We start from the raw sequence: 15,484 nt of genomic DNA, 5'->3' as shown, positions 1-15,484 counted from the left end.
TTGTCGTCGGTTGCCGATGCTCCGCATCGGCGCCCTCCTCCGCCTTGCAGCTGCACGCACCAGACCCCGCTCACCGGCCCTGACAAGGCGCCGGCGATTCCCGCAGGCTGATCCAAACGAAAGGCCCCAGGCGGCCCTCACCGGTCGAAGCGTGCCGCTTCCAGATACTCCGGCTTCGGGTCCAGCGCCGCCGCCAGCCGGAAGTGGCGCTGCGCCGGGTTGGCCCGGCCCTGCCGCTGATAGGTGCGGGCGAGGGCGAAGTGGGCGTACGCGTTGTCCGGCTCGCGTTCCAGGACGAGGGAGAACTCCAGCTCGGCGGAGCGCAGCCGGGCGGCCGCGAAGAAGGCACGGGCGCGCAGCAGTCGCGCGGCGGTGTTCTCCGGGTGCGCCTCGATGACGCGGTCGAGCAGCTTCACCGCACCCTGCGGGTCCCGCGCCGCGAGCAGCTGCTCGGCGGCGCGGAAGTCGATGACATGCGTCTCCGGCGTCCGTCCGTGGGAACCGCTGGTCTCGGGCACGGGTCATCCCTCCCTCACTTCGCGGGTTCAACGCCCGGGCGGCGCGGCCCTATTCCTGGGACCCCTATTCCTGCAACTCCTATCTCTCGGACCCCTGCTCCGGGCCCTCCTGATCCTGGGCCGCCTGATCCTGGGCCGCCTGCTCCTGCGCCCCCTGCTCCTTGGACTCGTGTGCCCGGCGCACCAGCTCCGCCCAGACCTCCTTCACCCGCCGCTCCAGCTCGGGCAGCGGCACGTCGTTGTCGATGACGATGTCCGCGATCTCCCGCCGCTGTTCGCGTGTCGCCTGGGCGGCCATGCGGGCGCGGGCGTCCGCCTCGCTCATGCCGCGCAGCCGGACCAGCCGGTCGAGCTGGGTCTCGGGGCTCGCGTCGACGACGATCACCACGTCGTACAGGGGCGCGAGCCCGTTCTCCGTGAGCAGGGGGACGTCGTGCACCACCACGGCGTCGTCGGCGGCGGCCTCCTCCAGCTCGCGGGAGCGGGCGCCGACCAGGGGGTGCACGATCGAGTTGAGGACGGCCAGCTTCTCCGGGTCGGAGAAGACGATCGAGCCGAGCTTGGGCCGGTCCAGGGAGCCGTCGGGAGCGAGCACCTCCTCGCCGAAGGCCTCCACGACCGCCGCGAGACCCGGCGTGCCGGGTGCGACCACCTCGCGTGCGATGCGGTCCGCGTCGATCAGTACGGCCCCGCACTCCACGAGCAGCCGCGACACTTCGCTCTTGCCGGCGCCGATCCCGCCGGTCAGGCCCACCTTCAGCATGAGCGGCAGCTTAGGCCCTGCCGCCGGCGGCCGCCCCGGCAGGTCTCGGCCGACGGCCGCCCCGACAGCCTCAGTTGTCCCCTTCGCGCTCCGCCAGGAAGCGCTCGAACTCGCGGCCGATCTCGTCCGCCGAGGGGATCTCCACCGGCTCGGCGAGCATGTTGCCGCGGGTTTCGGCGCCCGCCGCCGCGTCGTACTGGTGCTCCAGGCCCTGGACGAGGGCGGTGAGCTCCTCGTCGCCCTCCCGGATCTGCCGGTCGATCTCGGTCTGGGTGCGCCGGGCGTCGGTGCGCAGGGAGTGCGCGACGCCGGGCAGGACCAGGCCGGTCGCCGCGGTGATGGCCTCCAGGACGGTGAGCGCGGCGTCCGGGTACGGGGAGCGGGCGATGTAGTGCGGCACATGCGCGGCGACCCCGAGGACGTCGTGCCCGGCCTGCATCAGCCGGTACTCGACGAGCGCCTCGGCGCTGCCGGGGACCTGGGCCTCCTGGAAGGGGCTGCTGTGCCCGGGGACCAGGTCGGTGCGGTTGCCGTGCGGGGTGATGCCGACGGGCCGGGTGTGCGGGACACCCATGGGGATGCCGTGGAAGTTGACGGACAGGCGGACACCCAGCCGCTCCACGATCTGCCGGACGGCCGCGGCGAAGCGCTCCCACTCCACGTCCGGTTCGGGACCGGACAGCAGCAGGAAGGGCGCCCCGGTGGCGTCCTGGACGATCTTGACCTCCAGGGCGGGCACGTCGTAGTCGGTCCACCGGTCGCGGGTGAAGGTGAGCAGGGGGCGCCGGGCGCGGTAGTCCACGAGCCGGTCGTGGTCGAAGCGGGCGACGACCTGGTGGGGCAGCAGGTCGAGCAGCCGGTCGACGATCAGGTCGCCGGTCTCTCCCGCGTCGATGTATCCGTCGAAGTGGTAGAGCATGACAAGGCCGGCCGATTCCTGGGCGAGCGCCATGTCGACGACGGCCAGGCCCTTCGGCTCCCACGCGTACAAACCCTGCGGATCAAGCACGGACCGCTCCTCCTCGTGTTCATACACCACAACGTGTGACGGGGCAGTGTCATTCCCGATGCCTGCGCCGGGGTATGCGGAGCCGCACGGCCGGCCGTGAACGGCCGCCGCGGTGGGTCGGGACGGGTGCCCCCGCAAACTCCGAGGACCCGCACCTCTCAAAGGTGCGGGCCCTCGGATCAAGAAGAGCTACTGCTCAGGAAGAGCCTTGCTCAGTGGGCGTTCAGCTCTGACCGCCGGCGAGCTTCTCGCGGAGCGCGGCCAGGGCCTCGTCCGAAGCCAGCGCACCGGACTGGTCGCCGCCCTCGGAGGAGTACGAACCGCCACCGGAGGCGGCCGGAGCGGCGGCCTCGCCACCCTCGGCGGCAGCCGCGGCGTCCGCCTCGCGGGACTTGATGACCTGCGCCTGGTGCTGCTCGAAGCGGGCCTGCGCCTCGGCGTACTGGCGCTCCCACTCCTCGCGCTGCTTCTCGTAGCCCGGCAGCCAGTCGTTGGTCTCCGGGTCGAAGCCCTCGGGGTAGATGTAGTTGCCCTGGTCGTCGTAGGACGCGGCCATGCCGTACAGGGTCGGGTCGAACTCGACCGCCGTCGGGTCGGCACCGAAGGACTCGTTGGCCTGCTTCAGCGACAGGCTGATGCGACGGCGCTCGAGGTCGATGTCGATGACCTTGACGAAGATCTCGTCGTTGACCTGGACGACCTGCTCCGGGATCTCCACGTGGCGCTCGGCCAGCTCGGAGATGTGGACCAGGCCCTCGATCCCCTCGTCCACACGGACGAACGCACCGAACGGAACCAGCTTCGTGACCTTGCCGGGCACGACCTGGCCGATCTGGTGGGTGCGGGCGAACTGCTGCCACGGGTCTTCCTGGGTCGCCTTCAGCGACAGGGAGACGCGCTCGCGGTCCATGTCGACGTCCAGGACCTCGACCGTGACCTCCTGGCCGACCTCGACGACCTCGGACGGGTGGTCGATGTGCTTCCAGGAGAGCTCGGAGACGTGGACCAGACCGTCGACGCCGCCCAGGTCCACGAAGGCACCGAAGTTGACGATCGAGGAGACGACGCCGGAACGGACCTGACCCTTCTGCAGGGTGGTGAGGAACGTCTGGCGGACCTCGGACTGGGTCTGCTCCAGCCAGGCACGGCGGGAGAGGACCACGTTGTTGCGGTTCTTGTCCAGCTCGATGATCTTGGCCTCGAGCTCCTTGCCCACGTAGGGCTGGAGGTCGCGGACGCGGCGCATCTCGACCAGGGAGGCCGGAAGGAAGCCGCGGAGGCCGATGTCGAGGATGAGACCACCCTTGACGACCTCGATGACGGTACCGGTGACGATGCCGTCCTCTTCCTTGATCTTCTCGATGGTGCCCCAGGCACGCTCGTACTGGGCGCGCTTCTTCGAGAGGATCAGGCGGCCTTCCTTGTCCTCCTTCTGGAGAACCAGGGCCTCGATCTCGTCGCCGACCGCGACGACCTCGTTGGGGTCGACGTCGTGCTTGATCGAGAGCTCGCGGCTCGGGATGACACCTTCGGTCTTGTAGCCGATGTCGAGCAGGACCTCGTCCCGGTCGACCTTCACGATGACGCCGTCGACGATGTCGCCGTCGTTGAAGTACTTGATCGTCTCGTCGATCGCTGCGAGGAAGGCTTCCTCGTTACCGATGTCGTTGACCGCTACCTGCGGAGTGGTGGCGGTGGTCTCGGTGCTGCTCGTCATGTGGGAAAGGGCTCCGGTACGGACATTGAAGTCGTAGGTACTGCTACGCCGGAGCCCTTTTCGCTCTGCAGAAGCCGGACAGCCAAGGAAGCGCCCCACCAGAGACTGGTGATGGCGCCTCGACAACCGAGGGGACATACAACAGATGCGAGCGCAGCCTGCTCTGTCTGAGGTGCGCAGGCCCGCAGCGCAACTTGTAGCATACGGGGGCCGCCGGACATGGTCAATGCGCGAAGCCGCCCACCCGGGGAGCATCGCCGCATAACCGGCACAATTCTCGTCACCCGAGGCCACACGGGGGCTGCATCCTGGCCCCTCGCGACACGCCGCGGGTGCGGGTTGGACGGAAGAGTACGACGAGGGAGCCGATCATCCAAGAGTCCGACGCACTCGGGGTCCAAGAGGCCGGCGAGGCCGAGCCGGAGGCGACCCGGCGGGAGGCCGGGGTCACGGAGAGCTCCCGCGCCAACCGGGGCTGGTGGGACCGCAACGCCGACGAGTATCAGCAGGAGCACGGCACCTTCCTCGGCGTCGACCGTTTCGTCTGGGGCCCGGAGGGGCTGGACGAGGTGGAGGCGGAGCTGCTCGGCCCCGCGGAGGAGCTGAGGGGCAAGGACGTCCTGGAGCTCGGCGCCGGTGCGGCCCAGTGCTCGCGCTGGCTGGCCGGGCAGGGGGCGCGGCCGGTCGCCCTGGACATCTCGCACCGCCAGCTCCAGCACGCGCTGCGGATCGGCGCCTCCTTCCCCCTGGTGTGCGCCGACGCGGTGGCGCTGCCCTTCGCGGACGCCTCCTTCGACCTGGCCTGCTCGGCGTACGGGGCGCTCCCCTTCGTCGCCGATCCGCGGCTGGTGCTGCGCGAGGTGCACCGGGTGCTGCGGCCCGGGGGGCGGCTGGTGTTCTCGGTGACCCATCCGATCCGGTGGGCGTTCCCCGACGAGCCGGGCCCGGAGGGGCTCAGCGTCTCCGCCTCCTACTTCGACCGCACCCCTTATGTGGAACAGGACGAGCAGGGGCGCGCCGTCTATGTGGAGCATCACCGGACGCTCGGTGACCGGGTGCGCGACGTGGTGGCCTCGGGTTTCCGGCTGGTGGATCTGGTGGAACCGGAATGGCCGTCCTGGAACACGAGTGAGTGGGGCGGCTGGTCCCCGCTGCGCGGGAGCCTGATCCCGGGCACGGCGATCTTCGTGTGCGTACGAGACTGAGGGTGTGATCCGTTACGACGCCCTGGAGTCCCTGCCCGTACGCGAGGCGCTGCCCGGCCTGACCCGCGCCCTGGACGAGCGTGGCACGGCCGTGCTGGTCGCGCCGCCCGGCACCGGCAAGACGACGCTGGTGCCGCTGGCGCTGGCCGGGCTGCTCGGCGAGAGGCCCGAGCGGCGGGTGGTGGTGGCCGAGCCGCGGCGGATCGCGGCCCGCGCGGCGGCCCGGCGGATGGCGTGGCTGCTGGGCGAGAAGCCGGGCGGCTCGGTCGGTTTCACGGTGCGCGGGGAGCGGGTCGCCGGGCGGCACACGCGGGTGGAGGTCGTCACGACCGGTGTGCTGCTGCAGCGGGTACAGCGCGACCAGGAGCTGTCCGGGGTGGACGTGGTGGTGCTCGACGAGTGCCATGAGCGGCATCTGGACGCGGACACCACGGCGGCGTTCCTGTGGGACGTGCGCGAGACGCTCCGCCCCGACCTGCGGCTGGTGGCCGCGTCGGCGACCACGGACGCGGACGGCTGGGCGCGGCTGCTGGGCGACGCGCCGGTGGTCGAGGCGCACGGCGCCGCGCATCCGGTGGAGGTGGTGTGGGCGCCGCCGGCGCGTGCGGTGCGGCCGCCGCACGGGATGCGGGTGGATCCGGCGCTGCTGGCCCATGTGGCCTCGGTGGTGCGGCGGGCGCTGGCCGAGCGGGACGGGGACGTGCTGGTGTTCCTGCCGGGTGTGGGCGAGATCGCGCGGGTGGCCGGTCTGCTGGACGGCCTCGGCGAGGCGGAGGTGCTGCAGGTGCACGGCAGGGCGCCGGCCGCCGTGCAGGACGCGGTGCTGTCGCCCGGTGAACGGCGGCGCGTGGTGCTGGCCACCTCGGTCGCCGAGTCCTCCCTGACCGTGCCCGGGGTGCGGGTGGTGGTGGACTCGGGGCTGGCACGGGAGCCGCGGGTGGACCACGCCCGGGGGCTGAGCGCGCTGACGACGGTACGGGCCTCGCAGGCGGCGGCCCGGCAGCGGGCCGGGCGGGCCGGGCGCGAGGCGCCGGGGGCGGTGTACCGGTGCTGGGCGGAGGCGGAGGACGGGCGGCTGCCGCGCCTCCCCTCGCCGGAGATCAAGGTGGCCGATCTGACGGGGTTCGCGCTGCAGGCGGCGTGCTGGGGTGACCCGGACGCGTCCGGGCTCGCGCTGCTGGACGCGCCGCCGGCGGGGGTGATGGCGGCGGCCCGGGAGGCTCTCGTGGCGGTCGGGGCCGTGGATGCGGCCGGGCGGGCCACGGAGCGCGGGCGGTCGCTGGTGCGGCTGGGAGTCCATCCCCGGCTGGGGCGGGCCCTGATGGACACCGGGGGTGCCGGGGCCGAGGTGGTGGCCCTGCTGTCGGAGGAGGCACCGCGGGAGTACGGGGACGATCTCGCGGGGGCGCTGCGGGCGGCTCGGCGCGGTGCTGACGCCTACGGCTCGCGGTGGCGTTCGGAGGTCCGGCGGCTGCGGGCCCTCGCGGCCGAGGAGGTGTCCGGCGCGGACGCCGGCGCATCCGGGCCGGAAGGCGGCGTTCGGGCCGGCGACGGCGATGACCGGGTGGCCGGGGTCGTGGCCGCGCTGGCCTTTCCCGAGCGCGTGGCCAGGTGGGACGGCGGGTCGTACCTGATGGCGTCCGGGACGCGGGCGGAGGTGGGGGACGGGTCGGCGTTGCGCGGGGCGCCCTGGATCGTGGTGGCCGCGGCGGACCGGCCCGTGGGGAGCCGGCATGCGCGGGTGCGGCTCGGTGCGGTGATCGACGAGGACGTGGCCCGGTGGGCCGCCGGGGCCCTGCTCGAGGAGGGCGAGGAGGTGCGCTGGGCCGACGGGGACGTGGTGGCGCGGCGCGTCGAGCGGCTCGGGGCGATCGAGCTGGCCGTGCGGCCGTACGACGACGCCGGCCCGGCGCTGGTGCGCGAGGCGCTGCTGGACGGGCTGCGCCGGGAGGGGTTCGGCCTGCTGCGGTGGTCGCGCGAGGCGGAGGCGCTGCGGCAGCGGCTGGCGTTCCTGCACCGCCGGGTGGGTGCGCCCTGGCCCGACGTCTCCGACGAGGCGCTGCACGCCCGCGTGGCCGAGTGGCTGGAGCCGGAGCTGAGCCGGGCGCGGCGGCGGGCCGATCTGGAGCGGATCGACGCCGGGCAGGCGCTGGCGCGGCTGCTGCCGTGGGCGACCGGCGAGGCGGCCCGGCTGGACGAGCTGGCGCCAGAGCGGATCACCGTGCCCAGCGGCTCGTCGGTGCGGATCGACTACTCGGATCCGCAGCAGCCGGTGCTGGCGGTGAAGCTCCAGGAGATGTTCGGGCTGCACGAGTCGCCGCGGGTGGCCGGTGTGCCGCTGCTGGTGCATCTGCTGTCCCCGGCGGGGCGGCCGGCCGCGGTGACCGCCGATCTGGCCTCGTTCTGGCGGGACGGGTACAAGGGCGTGCGGGCCGAGCTGCGCGGCCGCTATCCGAAGCATCCGTGGCCCGAGGACCCGGCCACCGCCGAGCCGACCCGGCACACCAACGCGCGGCTCAGGCGCTGATCTGCTGCGGCGCCGACGCCCGGTCCGGGGTGCCGCCGTCCGGCCTGCGGCGGGCGCGGGCCTCCAGATATAGGGAGAGGGCCAGCAGCGCGGCGGCCAGGGCGAGCAGGCCCCAGGGCAGGTAGGAGGTCAGCAGCAGGACCAGGGTGCGGTGGGAGGAGACCAGGTCGACGGTGTGGCGGATGTAGTCCTCGCGCATCTTCACATGGCCGGCGAAGGCCGTGACCTTGTCGCGGTCGCCGAGCAGGGCGCCGCCGCGCAGTTCCTCCCGGTGGATCTCCTCGCCGTAGACGGGGGCGCCGGTGAGCGGTTCGACCCAGAAGCGGCGGACGGTGGTGTACCAGCGGGTGGTGCCGGTCTCCTCGAGCGCCTTCGGGGTCATGCCCTTGACGGGCAGGGTCTTGGGGTACGGCACCCGGGTCCAGGGGATGGTCTGCTCGAAGTAGTAGACCTCCAGGCCGCGGAAGTCGCGGGTGCCTTTGTAGTGGATGGGGCCGTCACGCGGGCCTGGGCGTCGAAGTACTGGTAGTCCCGGCGCTCGGTCAGGAAGGGCCACTTGAACTCGATGCCCCGGCGGCGCACGGGATCGCCGTCGACCATCTCGCCGGCGGCGTTGACCGGTTCCTGGGTGTGGGCGTCGAAGATGTAGCGCTCGGGGATCCTCGACACCATCTCGCCCTCGGGTCCGACGACATGGGTGAGGCCGTCCCAGACGACCACGTCACGGCCGGCGGTCCGTTCGATGCCTTCGGAGGCGGCCACGTTGCCCTTGAGGGTCTGCACGATGGTGATGGAGGGGACCTTCCTCGCGCGCAGGGTGGAGTAGTCGAGGAGGGTGGCGTCCTTCGCCTCCAGGACCATGGTCTGGTACTGGTCCGGCGGGACCTTGGCCAGGCGCGGGAAGGCGTACCAGCGCAGCAGGGGGGACAGGGCCGCGCAGAACACGGCGGCGGCGAGCAGGACCATGCGGCCTTGCGGCGCATGGCGGCCTCCCTTGCGGGCGGGCGGGTCAGGAGTGCGGATCGGCACTGCGGGTCATGGGTGTGCGGGTCATGGGTGTGCGGGTCAGGGATGTGCGGGTCAGGGGTGTGCGGGTCAGGGGTGTGCGGGCACCGTCGTCAGCAGCGGCTTCGGGGAGGTCTCCCCGGTCGGGGAGCCCAGCGCGGTCAGCGTCAGCACGAGGGCGAACGCGGCGGCGAGACCCAGGGCGGCGGCGACGAGGGCGCGCATGGGTGCCTCCTCCCCCGCGGGCAGTCTCCGCGGGCAATGCGAACTGACGGCCCGTCAGGCGGGATGGTCCGGGCACCGTAGCAACGGGGGCGTGAGATGAGAACAGGTCGCGCACGGCCGAGGGCGCGCCCCCTGTGGTACGGGGCGCGCCCTCGGATCAGGCGTGCGGTGTGCGGTGTGCGGCGTGAGCTCAGGCGCTGGGCGAGGCGCTCGGGGAGGACGACTCGGCCGCCGCCACGGTCAGTTCGACGGTGAGGGTGGCGCCGCCTGCGGTGGTGATGCGGAGCAGGAAGGTGCCGGTGGTGTCGTCCGCGTACAGCTGAGGCAGCTTCAGCAGGCCGTCCGCGTCGGTCTTCAGGCCGTCGAGGGTGCGTACGGCCTTGCCGTCGGCGTCCTTGAAGTACGGGCCCTTCTCGGCGGGCGCCGGGTCGTCGCCGGAGGTGAGGACGGCGGCGGTGGCCGCGACCTTGCCGGCGGCGGCCCCCTGGTAGGTGGCCTTCACGACGACGGGGTCGGCGAACTCGCCGCCCGGGACGCAGGTCAGCTCGGTGTCGTCGGTGCGCTCCAGCTTGTCGGCGGCGCGTTCGGTGACGGTGGCCTTGAAGTCGAGGCCGGGCACCGGGCGCCCGACGACGGTGGCGCGGACGGTGACGGTGCCCGTCTTCTCGCCCGCCTTCAGGGCGGGCGCGACCGCGACGCCGGAGCTGTTGGTGGCCACGGTGGCCACGCTCTCCCCGCCGGCGAAGGTGGTGTCGGTGTCGCCGAGCACGGTGAAGCGGATGCGCACCTTGGCCACGGACTTGCCGGCCTCGGTCTCCGCGCGGGCGCTGATCCGCTCGCTGAAGGTGCGGCCGGCCATCGCGGTGAGCTTTCCGGTGCCCGCGTTCTCCAGGTGGTCCACCGTGTCGGTGGGGGTCTGGGGGGTCTCCGGCGGGGTCGACGGCGAGGTGGGCGGCTTGCTCGGGGTGCCGCCGGGCGAGGTGGGCGGCCTGGTGCCGGGGGTGCTGCCGGAGGACTTGCCGGGCTTGGGCTTCTTGCCGCCGGGCTTGGTGCCGGGCGTGGACGGGCTCGGGGTCGTACCGGGGCGTGCCGTGCCGCCGTCGCTGCGGTCCCAGGGGAGCGGGCCGGTGCCGTCGGGGATCTCGTGGGTGCCCTTGCGGTAGTACTCCAGCCACCTCAGGACGGTGTTGAGGTAGTCCCTGGAGTTGTTGTAGCTGAGGATGGCCCGCTCGAGGTCGCCCTGGTCGGACAGGTCCCAGCCGTTGCGGCACAGGTAGTGGCCGGCGGCGAGCGCGGCGTCGTAGACGTTGTTCGGGTCCTTGCGGCCGTCGCCGTTGCCGTCGCGGCCCGCCCAGGCCCAGGTGGAGGGGATGAACTGCATGGGTCCGACGGCGTTGTCGTAGCGGCTGTTGCCGTCGTAGACGCCGTTGTCGGTGTCCCTGATGAGCGCGAAGCCGTTGCCGTCGAGCTGGGGGCCGATGATCGGGCTCAGCGTGGTGCCGTCGGCGTCGACGCGTCCGCCGCGGGCCTGGCCGGACTCCACGCGGCCGATGGCGGCGAGGAGTTGCCAGGGCAGGTTGCAGGCGGGCTTCTTCTCCCGCAGGACCGCCTCGGCCTTCTTGTAGGCGTCGAGAACGGTCGCCGGTATGCCGGCCTCGGCGGCGCCGGGCGGGCTGCCCGGGCCGGCGCTCGCGGACGGCGAGGGGCTCGGGCTGTTGAGCGGCGGCAGGTCGGTGTAGTACGGCGAGTTGCCGGTGGCGCTGTCGGCCGCCGCGTCGGGTGAGGGGGTGGCGTCCGCGCTGGTCTGTCTGCCGTGCTCGTCGACGGTCACGCCCGGAGCCTGGGACGCGGACAGGGCCGCCACTGCCGCCGCGGCCACCGCGGTGGTTGCCGCTCCCCTGCGCAGCCTCCTGCCGAAATGCGCCGCCATAGAGTGAACCCCTCCCGTGGACGCCGGAGCGTCCGTCAACGTCTGTTGTGTTCGCCCTGTTCTGACGATCGACCCGCCCCGCCGGTTGCCCCTTCATGGCGGAGACCCTCGCGACCCTACGACAACTTCCTTTGCGCGAACACCGGTTCCTGACCGCTATTCACCGGTTGGTCATGCTCGGAGTTGAGCGAACCTGCGCCGTGGCGTCGCGCATACTGGGTGCTTTCCACAGCGGGGAGGCCGAATTGCCCTTCACACTCAGCCATGCGGCGGCGGTGCTGCCCGCCGTCCGCGGCGACGGCAGCGGACGGGGCTCCCTGGTGCCGGCCGTGCTGGTGGCCGGGAGCTTCGCTCCCGACATGACCTACTACGCGGCGAGTTTCCTCTCCGGGGCGATGGAGTTCGGGGACGTCACGCACGCGTTCTGGGGCGTGTTCACCGTCGATGTGGTCATCGCCTGGGCGCTGGTGGGGCTGTGGCTGCTGATCCGCGAACCCCTGGTGGCCCTGCTGCCGGCGGGCCGGCAGGCCCGTACGGCGGCACTGCTGCGCTGCGGGGTGCCGCGGGAGCGGGTGCGGCCGTCGCTGGTGGCGCGGTGGTACGCATCGGCCGTGCTGGGGGCGCTGACGCATGTGGTGTGGGACGCGTTCACCCATCTCGACCGGTGGGGGATGCGGGTCTTCCCGGTCCTGGGCCGGGAGATCGCGGGCTCACCGCTGTACTGGTACCTGCAGTACGGGGGCTCGGCGGTGGCGGCGCTGGTGATCGCGCTGTTCGTGGCCCGCGCCCTGCGGCGGACCGATGCACGAAGCCCCTCGGGTGTCCCGCTGCTGTCCGTCGCGGACCGCTGGGCGGCGCTGGTGCTGCTCTCGGTCTGCGCGCTGGCGGGGGCGGTGCAGCGGGCCTCGCGATGGTGGGCCCACTGGGGGTCGACGGCCGAGCCCTGGGAGCTGATCCCGACGGTGTGCTTCGGGGCGGGCGCCGGTCTGGTGCCGGCGCTGCCGCTGTACGCGGTGGCCGTCAGGATGCGGCGTCCGGCCGCCCCGGCCACGAAGAGCCGCCCGGCAGACGAGGGTACGCGGCGGCCGAGCCGTACGGCCGCACGCTGAGGGTCTCCCCGGCCGCCACGAACACGGTGACGGTACGCACGGGGCGCGGGCGGGGCAGCAGCGTGAGCGCGAGACTGAGATAGCTGCGGGCCAGCTCGGCCCACAACCGCCAGGGGATGGCGGGAATGCCGGGCCGGGCGCCGTCGGTCCGGCCGGCCGGCCACTGCCTGCCGGTGACGGCACTGCGCAGCGCGGTGGTGAAGGGGGTGGGGATCCGGGCGGTGCTTGCGGCGGCCGCGAAGACCGGAACGGAACAGGACGCCTCGGACCGCGGCCCGTCGGCTCCACTCCGCGGGGGTGCCGCTCTGCGGTGAAGCATGCGTATACCCATGCCCCGCATCCTGGCCGCGAGCGAAGGCGGGGGCGTTTTTACGGGGGCCAGCCGGGTGAGGCCCGCGGTACCCCTCGGCGCGACCGCTTTCACCGGGTTCGCCGTGACCGCTTTCACCAGGTTTGCCAGGCAGTGTCCGGGCGGGGCGGAACTTCTCGTCCGCCCCGGCCCGGGTACGCCGTGGGTCTGCCCGCTCCCCCGGCAGGGGATCAGTGGGCCGCGGACTCCCAGTCGGGGCCCCAGCCGATCGAGACGCCGAGGGGGACGCGGAGCTGGACCGCGTTGGCCATCTGCTCGCGGACCAGGGTCTCGACGGTGGGGCGTTCGCCGGGGGCGATCTCCAGGACGATCTCGTCGTGGACCTGGAGGAGCATGCGGGACTTCAGGCCCGCCTCACGCAGGGCGCGGTCCACCCTGAGCATGGCGATCTTGACGATGTCCGCCGCCGTGCCCTGGATCGGTGCGTTGAGCGCCATCCGCTCCGCCGCCTCGCGGCGCTGGCGGTTGTCGCTGTTGAGGTCGGGCAGATAGCGGCGGCGGCCGAACAGCGTCGCCGTGTAGCCGGTGGCCCGGGCCTCGGCGACGACCCGCTGCAGATAGTCCCGCACGCCGCCGAAGCGCTCGAAGTAGGCGTCCATCAGGGCGCGGGCCTCCGCCGCCTCGATGTTGAGCTGCTGGGAGAGGCCGAACGCCGACAGACCGTAGGCCAGGCCGTACGACATCGCCTTGATCTTGCGGCGCATCTCCGCGTCCACGGCGGACGGTTCGACGGAGAACACCTGCGCGGCGGCCGTGGTGTGCAGGTCCTCGCCGGAGGTGAACGCCTCGATCAGGCCCGCGTCCTCGGAGAGGTGGGCCATCACACGCAGCTCGATCTGGCTGTAGTCGGCGGTCAGCAGGGACTCGTAGCCCTCGCCGACCACGAAGCCGCGGCGGATGGCGCGGCCCTCGTCGGTGCGGACGGGGATGTTCTGCAGGTTGGGGTCGGTCGAGGAGAGGCGGCCGGTGGCGGCGACCGTCTGGTTGAAGGTGGTGTGGATCCGGCCGTCCGCGGCGATCGTCTTGATCAGGCCCTCGACGGTGGCCCGGAGCTTGGCCTGCTCCCGGTGCCGGAGCATGATCACCGGCAGCTCGTTGTCGGTCTGGCTCGCCAGCCAGGCCAGCGCGTCCGCGTCCGTGGTGTAACCGGTCTTGGTCTTCTTGGTCTTCGGCAGGCCCAGCTCGCCGAAGAGGACCTCCTGGAGCTGCTTGGGCGAGCCCAGGTTGAACTCGTGGCCCGCCGCAGCGTGCGCCTCCTTCACGGCCTGCTGCACGGCACCGGCGAACATCTGCTCCATGGCCTGCAGATGCTCCCGGTCCGCCGCGATGCCGTGCCGCTCCATCCGGGCCAGCAGCTCCGACGTCGGCAGCTCCACGTCCCGCAGCAGATCGGCCGCGCCCACCTGCTCCAGGCGGCCCTCGAAGGCCTCGCCCAGGTCGAGGATGGTGCGGGCCTGCAGCATCAGCGCCTCCGCCTCGGCCCCGTCGTCGGCGCCGAACGCCAGCTGGCCGTCGGCCGCCGCCGGGGGCGCCAGCTCGCGGTGCAGATACTCCAGGGACAGCGCGTCCAGGTCGAAGGAGCGGCGGCCCGGCTTGACCAGGTAGGCGGCGAGCGCGGTGTCCATGCGCACGCCCTCGATGCGCCAGCCGTGCTCGGCGAAGACCCGCATGGCGCCCTTGACGTCGTGGAACACCTTGGGCGCGTCCGGGTCGGCGAGCCAGGCGGCGAAGGCCCGCTCGTCGGCCTCGTCCAGCTCGGCCGGGTCGAACCAGGCGGCCGGTCCCTCGGCGGTGGCCAGCGCGATCTCGGCCACCGAGCCGGTGCCCAGCGCCCAGGTGCCGACGGTGGCGACCCCGAGCGGGCCGGTGCCGTGCTCGCGGAGCCAGCCGGCCAGCTCGCCGGTGCCCAGCACGGTGGCCTCCAGCTCCACGCCCTCCACGACAACCGGGGTGACCTCGGCCTCCGCGGCGCCGGGGTCGACGGCGAACAGCCGCTCGCGCAGCGAGGGGTTCCTGATCTCCAGCGTGTCCAGGATCATCGCCACGGCCTTGCGGTCGTAGGCGGTGCGCTCCAGGTCGGCGACGGTCTTGGACAGCGGCACCCGGCGGTCCAGCTCGGTGAGCCGGCGGTTGAGCTTGACCGCCTCCAGGTGGTCGCGCAGGTTCTGTCCGGCCTTGCCCTTGACCTCGTCGACGCGCTCGACCAGCTCCGCGAAGGAACCGAACTGATTGATCCACTTCGCGGCGGTCTTCTCGCCGACGCCGGGGATGCCGGGCAGGTTGTCGGAGGGGTCGCCGCGCAGCGCCGCGAAGTCCGGGTACTGGGCGGGGGTCAGGCCGTACTTCTCGAAGACCTTCTCCGGGGTGAACCGGGTCAGCTCGGAGACGCCCTTCGTCGGGTAGAGCACGGTGACGTGGTCGGAGACCAGCTGGAAGGAGTCGCGGTCGCCGGTGACGATCAGCACCTCGAAGCCCTCGGCCTCGGCCTGGGTGGCGAGGGTGGCGATGATGTCGTCCGCCTCGTACCCCTCGACGGCGAAGCGCTCGGCGTGCATCGCGTCCAGCAGCTCGCCGATCAGCTCGACCTGTCCGCGGAACTCGTCGGGGGTCTTGGAGCGGTTCGCCTTGTACTCGGTGAACTCCTCGGCCCGCCAGGTCTTGCGGGACACGTCGAAGGCCACCGCGAAGTGCGTGGGCGCCTCGTCGCGCAGCGTGTTGGCCAGCATCGACGCGAAGCCGTAGATCGCGTTCGTCGGCTGGCCCGTCGCGGTGGTGAAGTTCTCGGCGGGCAGCGCGAAGAACGCGCGGTAGGCCAGCGAGTGCCCGTCCATGAGCATCAGGCGCGGGCGGCCGCCGTCGGTGGTGTTCTCGGTCTTCTTCGATGCTGTCTCTGCCACGCCCCCGATCCTGCCACGGACCACTGACAGCGGACCGCCATCGGGGGTGCGGGGCCACCCCCGCCGCACCGCCCAGCCGCTCCTCGTCACCGCACCGCCCAGCCGCTCCCGTCGCCGCGCCGCCGCACCGCGGGGCCCCGCCCCACCGCCGCGCCCCGCCCCCCACCAAGTCGGATCGTAGCCATGTCGTTCTGTGGGCCAAGGAGGTG

The 15,484-nt window shown here is 72.7% G+C and carries 10 protein-coding genes and 1 pseudogene; 3 read left to right on the top strand and 8 right to left on the bottom strand.

What is annotated here, in order from left to right; genetic code table 11:
- Positions 1-137: 137 nt before the first annotated feature.
- The 4 genes from ABD198_RS28900 to rpsA form a co-directional block, all read right to left on the bottom strand.
- A complete protein-coding gene (locus ABD198_RS28900; protein WP_344007384.1) occupies positions 138-518 on the bottom strand; it encodes a tetratricopeptide repeat protein in 381 nt (126 codons plus the stop codon).
- 79 nt (positions 519-597) lie between these two features.
- Positions 598-1,281, bottom strand: a complete 684-nt coding sequence (gene coaE / locus ABD198_RS28895) for a dephospho-CoA kinase (protein ID WP_344007382.1) — start codon at positions 1,279-1,281, stop codon at positions 598-600.
- Positions 1,282-1,351: 70 nt separating this feature from the next.
- On the bottom strand, positions 1,352-2,290 hold the full coding sequence (locus ABD198_RS28890) for a PAC2 family protein (RefSeq protein ID WP_344007380.1): 939 nt from the start codon (positions 2,288-2,290) through the stop codon (positions 1,352-1,354).
- Positions 2,291-2,513: 223 nt separating this feature from the next.
- Positions 2,514-4,007, bottom strand: a complete 1,494-nt coding sequence (gene rpsA, locus ABD198_RS28885) for a 30S ribosomal protein S1 (protein WP_344007378.1) — start codon at positions 4,005-4,007, stop codon at positions 2,514-2,516.
- A gap of 332 nt (positions 4,008-4,339) precedes the next feature.
- Between rpsA and ABD198_RS28880 the strand changes: the two genes are divergently transcribed.
- Positions 4,340-5,212, top strand: coding sequence for a class I SAM-dependent methyltransferase (locus tag ABD198_RS28880; RefSeq protein WP_344007376.1), 873 nt, complete (start codon positions 4,340-4,342; stop codon positions 5,210-5,212).
- Positions 5,213-5,216: 4 nt separating this feature from the next.
- Positions 5,217-7,739 carry an ATP-dependent helicase HrpB gene (gene hrpB, locus ABD198_RS28875; protein ID WP_344007374.1) on the top strand — a complete coding sequence of 841 codons (2,523 nt, stop codon included), beginning with the start codon at positions 5,217-5,219 and terminating at the stop codon, positions 7,737-7,739.
- Here the strand turns inward: hrpB and pgfA are convergent.
- From pgfA to ABD198_RS28860, 3 genes and pseudogenes are all read right to left on the bottom strand, one after another.
- Positions 7,729-8,722: pseudogene (gene pgfA, locus ABD198_RS28870) on the bottom strand (cell envelope lipid trafficking protein PgfA). The gene hrpB and the pseudogene pgfA sit on opposite strands and share 11 nt — an antisense overlap.
- A gap of 112 nt (positions 8,723-8,834) precedes the next feature.
- Positions 8,835-8,969 carry an SPW_0924 family protein gene (locus ABD198_RS28865; RefSeq protein WP_344007372.1) on the bottom strand — a complete coding sequence of 45 codons (135 nt, stop codon included), beginning with the start codon at positions 8,967-8,969 and terminating at the stop codon, positions 8,835-8,837.
- Positions 8,970-9,159: 190 nt separating this feature from the next.
- The gene (locus tag ABD198_RS28860) at positions 9,160-10,899 is read right to left on the bottom strand and encodes a lytic transglycosylase domain-containing protein (protein ID WP_344007370.1); all 1,740 of its coding nucleotides are present in this window, start codon (positions 10,897-10,899) and stop codon (positions 9,160-9,162) included.
- Positions 10,900-11,144: 245 nt separating this feature from the next.
- Between ABD198_RS28860 and ABD198_RS28855 the strand changes: the two genes are divergently transcribed.
- Entirely contained in the window at positions 11,145-12,008 is an 864-nt protein-coding gene (locus tag ABD198_RS28855; RefSeq protein ID WP_344007368.1) for a DUF4184 family protein, read from the top strand.
- A gap of 540 nt (positions 12,009-12,548) precedes the next feature.
- Here the strand turns inward: ABD198_RS28855 and polA are convergent.
- Positions 12,549-15,275: a DNA polymerase I gene (gene polA, locus ABD198_RS28850; protein ID WP_344007366.1), complete on the bottom strand. Its 2,727-nt coding sequence runs from the start codon at positions 15,273-15,275 to the stop codon at positions 12,549-12,551.
- Positions 15,276-15,484 lie beyond the last annotated feature (209 nt).

The organism is Streptomyces thermocarboxydovorans, from assembly GCF_039524635.1.
Taxonomy (GTDB): Bacteria; Actinomycetota; Actinomycetes; order Streptomycetales; family Streptomycetaceae; genus Streptomyces; species Streptomyces thermocarboxydovorans.
The sequence above is the reverse complement of the archived record's forward strand: the minus strand, read 5'-3'. Positions and strand labels throughout refer to the sequence as shown.